General features: G+C 71.1%; 9 protein-coding genes and 1 pseudogene. 5 read left to right on the top strand and 5 right to left on the bottom strand.

Annotated elements, in window-relative coordinates; genetic code table 11:
• Positions 1-15: 15 nt before the first annotated feature.
• Together E3O19_RS00330 and E3O19_RS00325 are read left to right on the top strand one after the other, a co-directional pair.
• The gene (locus E3O19_RS00330; RefSeq protein ID WP_134564650.1) at positions 16-1,695 is read left to right on the top strand and encodes a PucR family transcriptional regulator; all 1,680 of its coding nucleotides are present in this window, start codon (positions 16-18) and stop codon (positions 1,693-1,695) included.
• A gap of 118 nt (positions 1,696-1,813) precedes the next feature.
• Positions 1,814-2,710, top strand: a complete 897-nt coding sequence (locus tag E3O19_RS00325) for an oxygenase MpaB family protein (RefSeq protein WP_174776865.1) — start codon at positions 1,814-1,816, stop codon at positions 2,708-2,710.
• Here the strand turns inward: E3O19_RS00325 and E3O19_RS00320 are convergent.
• The 3 genes from E3O19_RS00320 to E3O19_RS00310 form a co-directional block, all read right to left on the bottom strand.
• Entirely contained in the window at positions 2,707-3,714 is a 1,008-nt protein-coding gene (locus tag E3O19_RS00320; RefSeq protein WP_198413828.1) for a hypothetical protein, read from the bottom strand. The genes E3O19_RS00325 and E3O19_RS00320 overlap by 4 nt on opposite strands.
• Positions 3,715-3,716: 2 nt before the next feature.
• Complete coding sequence (locus E3O19_RS00315) at positions 3,717-4,361, bottom strand: MerR family transcriptional regulator (protein WP_134564648.1); 645 nt, start codon at positions 4,359-4,361, stop codon at positions 3,717-3,719.
• Between the two features lie 176 nt (positions 4,362-4,537).
• Entirely contained in the window at positions 4,538-5,818 is a 1,281-nt protein-coding gene (locus E3O19_RS00310; RefSeq protein ID WP_134564647.1) for a M18 family aminopeptidase, read from the bottom strand.
• A 93-nt stretch (positions 5,819-5,911) separates the two neighbouring features.
• On the opposite strand from E3O19_RS00310, the gene E3O19_RS00305 reads away from it, so the two are divergent.
• On the top strand, positions 5,912-8,383 hold the full coding sequence (locus E3O19_RS00305) for a glycoside hydrolase family 65 protein (protein ID WP_241981102.1): 2,472 nt from the start codon (positions 5,912-5,914) through the stop codon (positions 8,381-8,383).
• Positions 8,384-8,422: 39 nt separating this feature from the next.
• On the opposite strand, the gene E3O19_RS00300 is transcribed toward E3O19_RS00305, so the two are convergent.
• Positions 8,423-9,163: a hypothetical protein gene (locus E3O19_RS00300; protein WP_134564645.1), complete on the bottom strand. Its 741-nt coding sequence runs from the start codon at positions 9,161-9,163 to the stop codon at positions 8,423-8,425.
• 79 nt (positions 9,164-9,242) lie between these two features.
• Here E3O19_RS00300 and E3O19_RS00295 point away from each other — a divergent pair.
• A pseudogene (locus E3O19_RS00295) lies at positions 9,243-9,721 on the top strand (PPOX class F420-dependent oxidoreductase).
• Here E3O19_RS00295 and E3O19_RS00290 read toward each other — a convergent pair.
• Positions 9,718-9,948 (bottom strand): hypothetical protein, encoded by a 231-nt coding sequence (locus E3O19_RS00290; RefSeq protein ID WP_134564644.1) that lies wholly within the window; start codon positions 9,946-9,948, stop codon positions 9,718-9,720. The pseudogene E3O19_RS00295 and the gene E3O19_RS00290 sit on opposite strands and share 4 nt — an antisense overlap.
• A 260-nt stretch (positions 9,949-10,208) precedes the next feature.
• On the opposite strand from E3O19_RS00290, the gene E3O19_RS00285 reads away from it, so the two are divergent.
• Positions 10,209-12,365, top strand: coding sequence for a RecQ family ATP-dependent DNA helicase (locus E3O19_RS00285; RefSeq protein WP_134564643.1), 2,157 nt, complete (start codon positions 10,209-10,211; stop codon positions 12,363-12,365).
• Positions 12,366-12,418: the final 53 nt, after the last annotated feature.

Here is a 12,418-nt window from a genome sequence, read left to right as displayed (position 1 = left end):
ACTACGGTGATCGATATGCGACCATCCCGGACACCGCACGCCACGGCTGAGGCCGAGGCCGACGCGCCCGCCGACACCCCGGCCGACGCGCCGGCCGACGCCCTGGATTCCCCGGCGGGCGGCATCGGTGTCGCCGAGCTGCTGGCGGTGCTCGACGGGTCGGGGCTGCGGCTGGCGTCCCGGGCGAATGCGCTCCGGTTGCCCCTGACCAGCCCGACCCTGTTCGACCGGTTGAGCGTCTCGCGCGGCCCCCGCGGCGGCATCCTGCTGGGTATCGGGGTGCACCCAACCGACGCCGACTCGCCCCAGATCGTGCGCGACGCCGCCCGCCGGGGGTTCGGCGCGGTCATCGTGAAGTCGCTCGGCCTGGGCGTTGACACCCTCGCGGCCGTGGCGGACGCCGAGGGCATGGCCCTATTGGTGGTGGACGACGAACTCGACTGGCGCCAGGTGGACGCCCTGGTCAACTCCGCTCTGACCAGTGCGAGCGAAGCCGACAGCTCCCTGTCGGCGACCCCGGTGGGCGACCTGTTCGCGCTGGCGAACGCGATCGCCGCGATGATCGGCGGTGCCACCGCGATCGAAGACCTCCAGACTCATATCCTGGCCTACTCGACCGTGCCTGGGCAGATCATCGACGCCGACCGGCGCGAGGGGATCCTCGGCCGCCGGGTGCCGGACCTGCCGGAGAACGCGGCCCAGTACGCGAGTGTGTTCCGCACACCCGGCGCCGTGCGGGTGCCGGGGCTCGCGCCGGGCCTTGACCGTCTCGCCGTCGCCGTTCGCGCCGGCGCGCAGCCGCTCGGGTCGATCTGGGTCGTCGACGCGGCCGGCGACCTGGACGCGGATGCCGAGCGAGCGTTGGAACGCGCCGCCGACATGGCCGCCCTGCATCTTCTCCGAGCCCGGAGCACGGCCGACCTGGCACGCCAGCAGCGCGCCGAACTTCTGCGGCGCCTGCTCGAGGGCGGCGACGACTCGCGCCTCCTGGCCACCCAGCTCGGCCTCGACCCGGCCGGACCGTTCGTGGTGGTCGCCTTCCAGCCGGAACTCGCCGGGGCCGGTGACGAGATCCGCCTGTTGCGGCTGATCGACCTGATCGCCATCCAGTGCGAGGCTCACCAGTCGGGCTCGGAATGTGTCGTCATCGGCAGCACGGTCTACGCGCTGTTCGGCGGGCAGGCCGGGTCCGCATCGGCCGGCGTCGAGGCGGTGGCCGAGCGGGTGGTGGCGCGGGCCGGATCCGCGTTCGGGATCACGGTACGTGCCTCGGTCGGATCACCGGTGCCCACCCTGGGCGGCATCGCCCGGTCGCGCCACGACGCCGACCTGGTGCTGCTCCTGGTCGTCGGCCGGCCCGGCACCGACCGGGTGGCGAGCGCGCGGGATGCCCGCAGCCAGTTGACTCTGCTGGAGCTGGCCCAGGTCTTCCGGGACACGCCGAGGCTGGTCTCGCCCGTGGCCGGGCGCATCCTCGAATTCGATGCCGGCACGGGCACGGAATACGCGCACACACTGCGCACGTACCTCGACTGTTCCCGGGATTCCGCCGTGACGGCCGGCCTGCTCTCGGTGCACCAGAACACGCTCCGGTATCGGCTTCGCCGGGCCCGCGAGCTGTTCGGCGTCGACCTCGGCAACCCGGACGACACCCTCGTCCTGTGGCTCAGCCTCCGCGTGGCCGAGTTCGACTGAGCGCGACCGGCGCCACGGCGTCGACCACGACCCCGACGATGACCCGTCTCTGCTGTTGTACTCCGGCACCGGCCGGGTTCCGGGCCGATGCCCAGCCAGCCCGGGTTAGCCTCTGTGCATGGGAAGGTTCGTGGACAGCTGGCGGTCACATCTCCTGGTGACGTTTTCCGGCAACGGTGAGGGCAGGCCGCAGTGGGTCGAGAAGATCGAACTCGGCGACGACGTCGGCTTTTTCGGTCCCGGCTCCGCGGCCTGGGCCGTGCACGGTGGGACGGCGACGATGGTGGCCGGCATCCGTGCCCTGCTCATGCAGACCCTGCACCCGGGCGCCATGGCCGGTGTGCACGACTGGTCACGGTACAAGGAGGACCCGCTCGGCCGGCTCTCCGGCACCATCCAGTGGCTCGTCACGGTCACATTCGGCGACACCGCGCTGGCCGAACTCGAGTCTTCGCGAGTGGGGCGGTTCCACGACCGGGTCACGGGAACCTACCGCGACGCCCAGGGCATCGAGCGCCCGTATGCGGCCGGCGACCCCGACCTGCTGGCCTGGGTGCACATCGTTTTCACTGACGCGTTCCTCCAGTCGCACACCATCTGGGGCGGACCGATCCCCGGCGGCGCGGACGGCTACGTCTGCGAGTGGGCCAAGGCTGGCGAGCTCGTCGGTGTGCGCAACCCGCCCAGGTCGAGCCAGGAGTTGCAGCGGCAACTCGACGCGTTCCGGGATGCCGGCACCCTCAAGAGTGACGAACGCGTCGCCGAGGCGGTGCGCTTCATCCGTAATCCCCCGCTCCGACCCGCGATGATGCCCTTCTACCGGATCATGTTCGCCGGCGCCGTTGCCTCGATCCCCCGCGAGTACCGCGACCTGCTCGGTGTGCGGCGCTCGATGCTCCCGGTGGTCTGGGGCACCGGCACCGTGCTCGGCATGGTGCGGTTCCTGCTCGGCCGGTCTTCAACCTCCGAGGACGCAGCCCGGGCCCGGATCGCCCGGCTCGCCGCCTCCGCCTAGCCGTTCTGGGTGCGGCGTCCCACGACCTGCGGCTGCACGGCCGTCCCGCGGTTCCGGGACCCGGTCAGGAGGATGCCGGCGGAGGCAACCACGGCCCCCGACAGCAGCGCGGCGGCGACCCCGGTGACGAGAAGGTCGGGCCGCACGATCGACTGCCCGGCGAGCGCCTGGCCGGTCAGGAGCGCCAGCACCCCGAGATAGAGGCCGATCACCACCCAGAGCAGGCGGAACCGGGTGCGCGGCTCGGTGAGCGCCGGGATGCGCCCGGCCAGGAGTTCGAGCAGGAGCGCCGCCAGCGGAATGAGCTGCAGGGCGTGCATCCCGACGAAGTGCGGGATGCGCAGGTCCCCGGCCACGGTGCTCCAGCCGAGCAGAGGGAGCCCCTGGCCGCCGTCGGGCACGCCGACTGTGTGGGCGCCGGCGATGCCCTGGAATCGCTCGAGCTGCGCCGCCGTCGGCCCGGTCATCAGGAACGCGAGCCCCATCCCGGCCACGGCGACCAGGGCGCCTGCCCGGATGGCGAGCGACCGGGCCGGATCGCCGAGGTCGGCGCGGAAGAGCAGCACCGCAACGAGCAGCGCGCTCGCCCAGACGATCACGATCGACACGGCCATCATGCTCCACAGCGCGGCATGGAACGGGGTCGTCACATTGAAATGGCTGGTCAAGCCGGCCGCTGCGGCACCGACGATGACGATCATCTCCACGACCAGGAAAACGGCGGTGATCGTTCCGGCCCACCAGGCGAGGCGTCGTCCGCGCCGCAGCATGCCCAGCAGCCAAGACAGCGTGAGCGAATAGACCAGGATCGAGATCGCGAACTTGAGCGGCTTCGCCCAGAGCGGCGCGCCGGTGAGGATGCGCGGGTCGACGAGGAGGCCGACGGCGCCGATCACGGTGACCCCGGCCATTGCCACGGCCAGCCAGAGCAGCGGGCGGTGCCAGGTGACGGCGCGGGGACCCGGCCAAGACAGGTTGGACAGGTTGGACGACGGAACGGACATTCTCACTCCTTGGTCGGTTCGGTGATTTCGTGGTTCGGGTACGGGTAGCGCAGCAACGAGATGTGTTCCTGGGCGGCGCGGCGCAGCCCGGAGAACAGGGCGTCGCCGAGGACCGTGCCCACCACGACCATTTCGGCCTTGGCCTCCCGGTCGGGCAAGGCGTCGACCTCGTCGAGATCGGCGTCGGCAACGAGCAGCGCCGCGGCGGCATAGCCGGCGAACCAGCCACGGTGGTCGACGTGCCCGATCTGATCAAAGGTCTCGAGCACGCTCGCTGCGGCCAGCCGTCCCGGGTTGTTCGCCGACACGTGCCAGCCGGCCATCAGCCCGTCGACCCTGGCGAGGGCGCTGGAGTCGATGGCGGTCGGGTCCAGCTCGTCCGAGACCGACCGCTGCGCGATCTCGAACGTCTCCGGCAGGGGCAGCTCGGAGTCGATCGCCTCGATCACCCGGCGGGCCGCCGCCACGCTCAGCCCGCCGACGTCGATCAGCCCGCGCACGAGACGGATCCGCCGCAGGTGTCCCGTGTTGTAGCTGGCCTGGTTGGGACTGGTGCGTTCCCCGCCCGCGAGCAGGTTCTCGCGCAGGTAGAACTTGATCGTCGCGACCGGGGTATCACTCTCCGCGCTGAGCTGAGCCATCTTCATGATGGATAGTGTAACTAACGGATAGCTTCACTGTCTATAACTTCTTCCGCCTGCCGCGTGGCTAACTCCTGCAATCCTTCGGCATCCGGCTGAAATCTGGCCGCTGACCGGGCTGACCTCGCGGATTGCCGGAGTTAGCCACCGGGCAGAGAGGCAGAGAGGCAGAGAGAAACGGGTTAGGCAGCGGGGGCGAAGAACGCGCCGATCGCCGCCGACAGGGCGACCGGGTCGTTCACGTGGCACAGCTCGCGAGCCGAATGCATCGACAGGAGGGGGATGCCGACGTCCACGGTGCGGATACCGAGCCTGGTGGCCGTCAGCGGACCGATGGTCGAGCCGCACGGCACCGTATTGTTCGACACGAACTCCTGGTACTCAACCCCGGCCCCTGCACAGGTACGGGCCCAGAGCGAGGCGCCGGCGGCATCCGTGGCGTAGCGCTGAGTCCCGTTGATCTTGAGCAGCGGCCCGCTCCCGGCAAGAGGGGTGTTTGCCGGGTCGTGCTTCTCCGGGTAGTTCGGATGCACGGAGTGGCCGGCATCCGCCGACACACACCACGAGTCGGCATACGCCCGCAACCGCTGGCTGACGGATGCCCCGAGCCCGGCCCCGATCCGGGTCAGGATGTCGTCGAGCAGCGGCCCGCTCGCCCCCGAGCGGGTTTGGGAGCCGAGTTCCTCGTGGTCGAACGCTGCCAGCACGCTGATCTCTGCGGAGTCGCCGGCCGCCAGGAGGGCGACGAGGCCGGCGTGCACGGAGGACAGGTTGTCCATCCGTCCGGCGGCGAACAGGGCCAGGTCCTGGCCGAACCGGGCCGGAGCCTGGGTGTCGGCGGTGAGTAGGTCGTACCCGGCGACATCCGCCCCTGCCAGCCCGGCCAGGCCGGCCAGGTGCCCGACCAGGTCGGCCTGGGCGAGGTCACCGACGCCGAAGACCGGGCTCAGGTGGCGCTGGCGGTCGAGGGTGAGACCGGCGTTCACGTTCCGGTCGAGATGGATCGCGAGCTGCGGGATCCGCAGGAACGGACCGGTGCGCACGAGATGCGGGGTGCCGTCACGGGTGACGAGGCGGCCGGCGAGCTCCAGCTCGCGGTCGAGCCAGGAGTTCAGCAGCGGGCCGCCGTAGACCTCGACGCCCGCCTGCAACCAGCCGTGGGAGCCGACCGTCGGCTTGGGCTTGAGCGTGAAACCCGGCGAGTCGGTGTGCGCACCCAGGATCCGGAACGGCGTCGTCGGCCCGGCGCCGTCGGGCTGCACCCAGGCGACCACGGCGCCGTCGCGCACCACATAACGCCGACCGGGCTCCACCGGCCACTCCGCTGACTCGATGAGCCGGGTGAACCCACCCTCGTCCAGACGGCGGGCTGCCTCCGCCGCCGCATGGTAGGACGACGGCGACGCCGCGATGAACCGGGCGAAGTCGTCGATGTACGCTGTGGTCGAGGCCGCTGTGTCCATGGCCGCTGTGTCCATGGGTGCTGTGGAGGTCATGGGTCAATCCAACCACCCGCGGACCGGCACGGTGGCCGCACCTCGAGCGAAGGGACGGGCATGGACGCGAGGGCGAGCCGGGCGGACGCCGAGCGAGAGGCCGACGTCGAGGGCCGCGCCCGCGCAGACGGCGACGAGGCCTGGCTACTCGGCTTCGACGGCTTCGACCCGGAGACCGAGGGTCGCCGCGAAGCCTTGTGCACGCTCGGAAACGGCTATTGGGGAACCCGCGGCGCGGCCCCGGAGTGCGCCGCGGATGCCGTGCACTACCCCGGCACATACCTCGCCGGCGTCTACAATCCGCTGCACACCGACCTGGGCGAGCATTCCCGCGACGATGAGCACATGGTGAACGCCCCGAACTGGCTGCCGCTGGGCTTCCGGATTGCCGGCGGCGAGTGGTTCCGGCCGGGCAGCCCCGACGTCCTGGACTACCGGCAGGAGCTCGACCTGCGGCGCGGCGTGCTCACCCGGTTCGTCCGGATTCGAGACCTGGCCGGGCGCACCAGCATGGTCACCTCACGCCGGTTCGTCTCCCAGGCCGCGCCGCACCTGGCGGTGCTCGAGACCACGTTCGAGGCGGTGGACTGGAGCGGAACGGTCACCGTGCGCTCCGGCGTCGACGGCCGGGTCGCCAATCGGAATGTGGTCGCCGATGCGCTGCTGGCCGCCGGCCACCTCGTCACCCGCAGCACCGAGCAGGTCACCATCGATACCGTGCTGCTGCAGATGGAGACCACCCGCTCCGGCGTGCACATCGCGATGGCCGCCCGCACCCGCGCCTACGCGGGCGACCGGCCGCTCACCCCCGAGCGTCGGTTCGAGCGCGACCCGGCCGGCTGGGTCGCGCAGGAATTCGACCTGCCGCTGGAGCCGGGGCATCCGGTGCGGGTGGAGAAGACCGTTGCGGTGAGCACCTCCCGGGACCGGGCCGTGTTGTCCGCCCCGGCCGCCGTCACGACCTGGCTGGAGCGGGCGGGTGACCCGGCCGAGCTCCTCGCCGCGCACGAACGGGAATGGGAGGGGCTCTGGGACGAGTTCGCGGTCAGCCTCCAGAGCGGCGACCACCAGGCCCTCGCGCTCAACCTGAACACGTTCCACGTGTTGCAGACCCTCGCGGGCGTCGACGCGGACCTTGATGCGGGGGTGCCGGCGAGGGGCCTCAGCGGGGAGGGCTACCGCGGGCACGTGTTCTGGGATGAGGCGTTCGTCTACCCCATACTCACCCTCCGCCGGCCCGACCTGAGCCGGGCACTGCTCGGCTACCGCTACCGCCGCCTGAACGAGGCGCGCGCCGCGGCACGGGCGGCCGGGCGCACCGGCGCGATGTTTCCCTGGCAGAGCGGCATCGACGGGCGGGAAGTGACCCCGGCGGAGCTGTTCAACCCGCGGTCAGGCCGCTGGCTGCCGGACAACTCCTACCGGCAACGGCACGTCGGACTGGCCATCGCGTACAGCGTCTGGAAGTACTACCAGGCCACAGGCGACGCCGACTTCCTCGTGCACCAGGGCGCGGAGCTCATCCTCGAGATCGCCCGCTTCTTCGCCTCCCTCGCTATCCACGACCAGGCTGCAGACCGCTACGACATCGACGAGGTGATGGGCCCGGACGAGTTCCACGACGGCCCGCCCGGGGTGCCAGGTGCGGGACTGCGCAACAACACCTACACGAATGTGCTGACGGCCTGGGTGCTCGGCCGGGCGGTCGAGACGGTGGCCCTGCTGGCCGGGCGCAACTGCCGACCGCTCTGGAATCGGCTCCGGCTGCGGCCGGACGAGGTGGACGGCTGGGAGCGGATCAGCCGACGGATGCGGGTGGTCTTCCACTCCGACGGGGTGCCCAGCCAGTTCGACGGCTACGAGGACCTCCCGGAGTTCGACTGGGCCGGCTACCGGGAGCGCTACGGCGACATCGGCCGCCTGGACCTGATCCTGGAGGCCGAGGGCGACAGCACCAACAACTACCGGCTCTCGAAACAGGCCGACGTGCTCATGCTGCTCTACCTGTTCTCCGCCGAGGAACTGCGCGAACAGCTCGAGGCGCTCGGCTATGAGTTGTCGCCGGAGGCCGTCGTTCGCACGGTGGACTTCTACGGCGCCCGCTCCACCCACGGGTCGACGCTGAGCAACGTGGTGCACTCGTGGGTGGAGGCGCGTCGCGATCGGGAACGGTCCTGGCAATTCCTCGGCCGGGCGTTGGCAAGCGACCTCGCCGATATCCAGGGCGACACCACCCACGAGGGCATCCATCTCGGAGCGATGGCCGGCTCAGTCGACATGGTGTTGCGCTGTTACAGCGGCCTGGAGATCAGGGATGACGTGCTCTGGCTCCACCCGGTGCTCCCCGCCGAGCTGGACCAGGTGGCCTTCAGCATCAACTACCGCGACCAGCCGATCCGGCTCGAACTCACGCGGACCACCCTGCGACTTCGGCTGCGGGCGGGCGGGGCGGCGCCGATCGTGGTGCGGGTGGAGGGACGGGAGGCCGTGCTCTCGCCGGGCGAGACCCGGGATTTCCCGCTCGGCGACTGACGGGATCCATCGGGAGTGCCCGGCCGCGTCGACCCCCGGCTAGTCGTCGTCCCTGGACTCGACGTCGGTCTGCAGTGCGGCGCGGGCGAATGCGGCCCCGCCGGGAGTGATGGTCCAGTGCCGGTAGTCGTTCGGGGTGCGTGCGAAAACGCCGAGCTGGTTGAGCAACCGCCACTTGGGTGCGACGAGGGCCATGGCCACGTGGCTCGAGAGCCGGGCGCCGTCGGGGGCCACCCAGCCCAGGGTCTCGAGGCCGAGGGCGAGCATCTGGGTGAACAGTTCCGCCTCGTCGAAGCCGCGCCGGGCGATGAGCACGAGCAGCAGGTTGATCGCGTCGCTGTCGGCCGGTTTCCGGCTGAGGTGGATGGTCCGCGCGAGATGCCACCACAGCTGCCTCGGTGCCTCGGCGAGCGCCCGGCCCCGGCTGGTCAGCAGCAGCACGCCCTTGCTCACCCGGAGCAGCCCGACGGCCCGAAGGTGGGCGCGCAGTTCGGCCAGCGGGAGCAGGTTCGACTCCCGGTTCGCCCCGGTCGGCCAGTCCCAGTCGAATTCGGTCGATGCCTGGACCACGACGGCGGGCGGCAGGTGGCCGGCCTTGGTGAGGCGGATGCCGTCGGCCCCGACCCGGCGCAGGATCCACTGCACCTGGCCGAGCATCCGGGCCATCGCCCGCTCGGGGAGCAGGATCGAGTCGGGAACGCGGGCCTCGGCGACCACCAGGCGGAAGCCGGCGATGGCATCCGGGTGCATGCGGGTCTCGAGTTCCTGAATCACCTTCACTCTGCGAGCCTAGCGACGCCCGGCGAGGGGACAGCGCGACTCCCCGGCGGCGCACGGGTTCCTCCCGTAGCCTCGGTGCATGGCCAGAAGCATCGCAACCACCACCGTCGTCGACCTGGACGGAATGCTCGATTTCGTGCGACCCCGGCACCGGATGTTGCTCGCGACCACGCGCGCCGACGGCCGCCCGCAGATCTCGCCCGTGTCCGGTGGGGTCGACCCGGCCGGCCGGATCGTGATCTCCTCCTACCCGGCCAGGGCCAAGACCCGCAACGCCGAACGGGACGTGCGCGCATCCGTTCTCGTGCTCTCGGACGACTGGGACGGAGGCTGGATCCAGGTCGACGGGGACGCCGAGGTGCTGCACATGCCGGAGGCGGCCATGGCCTGGTCGAGTACTTCCGTTGCATCGCCGGCGAGCACTCGGACTGGGCTGAGTACCGCGCGGCCATGACGCTGCAGGACAAGTCCCTGATCCGCGTCACGCCCACAAGGTGGAGCCCGATCGGCACCGGCGGCTTCCCGGCTGACGTGGCCGCCCGCTTCGACGCGCTCTAGCGGTCTGTGGGCCGCATCCGCGCTTCGCGGTCGTCCTGGGCGATCCACAATGTGCCCATAATGAAGAGCACCACAGCGGCAGCGCCGGTCATCGCGACCCACGGCCAGAACGCGAGGCGGTCCCAGCAGATCGTCGTTCCGGCGATGTAGATGAGCAGCCCCACATAGCTCAGCGTTCCCCGGCGCGGGGTCGAGTACATCACCATGACCGTGTTCGAGGTGAACATCCTCCGACGACGCGTCACAGCGGCCGTGCTCGGCACGGAAGTTCAGTGGCCGAAGCGGTCCCCGCGGCGGTCCGCACCAACGCGGCGATCGGCATTGAACGCATCATTCCCCCGAATGTTGAAAGCACAATCTACACTGCGCGGGTCTTTACGCTACGGCGGGAATCCTCGTCGCCGCCACTCCCAGTTCAGGCGCCCACAGGGCTGGGGGCGCCGGGCGCGTTGGGCGCACTGTCACCTGCGTCTGCAAGGCTGGTCCGATGACCGACACCCGCACCGCCGCCCTCGAGATCCTGCGCAGCCTGGTCGGTCGCGACGACGCCGACTTCCATGATGGGCAGTTCGAGGCGATCGAGACGCTGGTCGACGCGCGCAAACGTGCGCTGGTGGTGCAGCGCACCGGCTGGGGAAAATCGGCCGTCTACTTCGTGGCGACCTTGCTGCTTCGTCGCCAGGGAGCCGGACCCACCATCCTGGTCTCGCCGCTGCTCGCCCTGATGCGCGACCAGGTGGCCGCGGCCGCCCGTGCCGGGGTGCGCGCGGTATCGATCAACTCGTCCAACGCCCACGAGTGGAGCGAGGTGCTGCAGAAGCTCCACGACGACGAGGTCGACGTGCTGCTGGTGTCGCCGGAACGACTGAACAACCCGTCGTTCCGCGACGAGCAACTGCCCGCGTTGATCGCCCGGGTCGGACTGCTCGTGGTCGATGAGGCACACTGCATCTCCGACTGGGGCCACGACTTCCGCCCCGACTACCGGCGCCTGCGCGACTTGATCGCCGAGATGCCGGCCGGCGTGCCGGTGCTGGCCACCACGGCGACCGCCAACAGCCGCGTCGTGACGGATGTCGCCGAGCAGGTCGGAGCCGGGGTCTCGACCGGGTCGTCCACCGGCGGGGGTTCCACCGGCGGGGGCACGGAGGTCGTCACCATCCGTGGCCCGCTTGCCCGGGCCTCGCTCCGCCTGGGCGTGCTCCGGCTCCCCGACTCCCGCGCCCGGCTGGCCTGGCTGCTCAGCCACCTGGTCGAGCTGCCCGGCAGCGGCATCATCTACACGCTCACCGTCTCCGCGGCCGAGGACACCGCCCGGATGCTGCGGGAGGCCGGGCATCCGGTGCGCGCCTACACCGGGCAGACCGACACGGCAGAGCGGGAGGAGTCCGAGGGCATGCTCAAGCGCAACGAGGTCAAGGCCCTCGTTGCCACCAGCGCCCTCGGGATGGGCTTCGACAAGCCCGACCTCGGTTTCGTGCTGCATCTCGGCGCGCCCAGCTCCCCGGTGGCCTATTACCAGCAGGTCGGCCGTGCGGGCCGTGCCACCGCGAACGCAGACGTGCTCCTGCTGCCCGGGGTCGAAGATGAGGCCATCTGGCAGTATTTCGCCACCTCGTCGATGCCGAGCCGGCACAAGGCGGAGGCCGTGCTCAGCGCACTCGCTGCCCACGGCGATGCCCCGCTCTCCACTCCGGCGCTGGAGGCACGGGTCGACCTCAAACGCTCCCCGCTCGAACTGCTGCTCAAGGTGCTCGACGTGGACGGCGCCGTGCGCCGGGTCACGGGCGGCTGGGTCACGACCGGGCAGCCGTGGGTCTACGACGAGGACCGGTACGAGCGCATCGCGGCGGCCCGGCTGAGCGAGCAACAGGCGATGATCGAGTACGAACGCACCACGGGCTGCCGGATGGAGTTCCTGCAGCGTGCCCTCGACGACGACACCGCCGTGGCCTGCGGCCGCTGCGACAGCTGCACGGCAGCCTGGTACCCATCGGATGTCGCCGACGAGGCCACAGCTGCGGCCGCGGCGTCGCTCGACCGGGTCGGCGTCGCCCTCGAGGCCCGGGCCCAGTGGCCCACCGGGGTGGCGAGCCTCGGCGTGGACGTGCGCGGCAACATCCCGGTCGGCGAACGCCTGACGACCGGCCGGGCCCTGGCCCGGCTGACCGACCTCGGCTGGGGTGGCCCGCTGCGCGACCTGTTCGCGGTCGACGCTCCGGATGCCCCGGCGAGCGCGGCCATGACGGCCGCGTGTTTCCGGGTGCTGGCCGACTGGGACTGGGACGAACGCCCGGCCGCGGTGGTCAGCCTCCCGTCGCGGCGGCATCCGCTGCTGGTCGACTCGGTCGCCCGGGCGTTCGCCGACGCCGGCCGGTTGCCCTGGCTCGGTGCGCTGGACCTGGTCGGCGGCGGCCCGATCGGCGCGCCGGGCGGCAACAGCGCGTACCGGCTGTCGTCGGTCTGGGACCGGCTCGCGGTCGGGCCGGCACTCGCCGAGGCGCTCGCGCCCTTCGCCGGGCGGCCCGTTCTGCTCGTCGACGACCTCGCCGACAGCCGCTGGACCCTCACGGTGGCCGGTCGTCTGCTCCGCCGCCACGGCGTGGCCGCGGTACTCCCGTTCGCGCTGGCCCTGCGTTCCTGACCTGGCGCCGGCACTACCTTGACAACGGGCAGGCTTGCCCGCAGACTCGATCC

Source organism: Cryobacterium algoritolerans, assembly GCF_004402785.1.
Taxonomy (GTDB): domain Bacteria; phylum Actinomycetota; class Actinomycetes; order Actinomycetales; family Microbacteriaceae; genus Cryobacterium; species Cryobacterium algoritolerans.
Note: the sequence above shows the minus strand (reverse complement) of the source record. Positions and strands in the feature narration are given on the sequence as shown.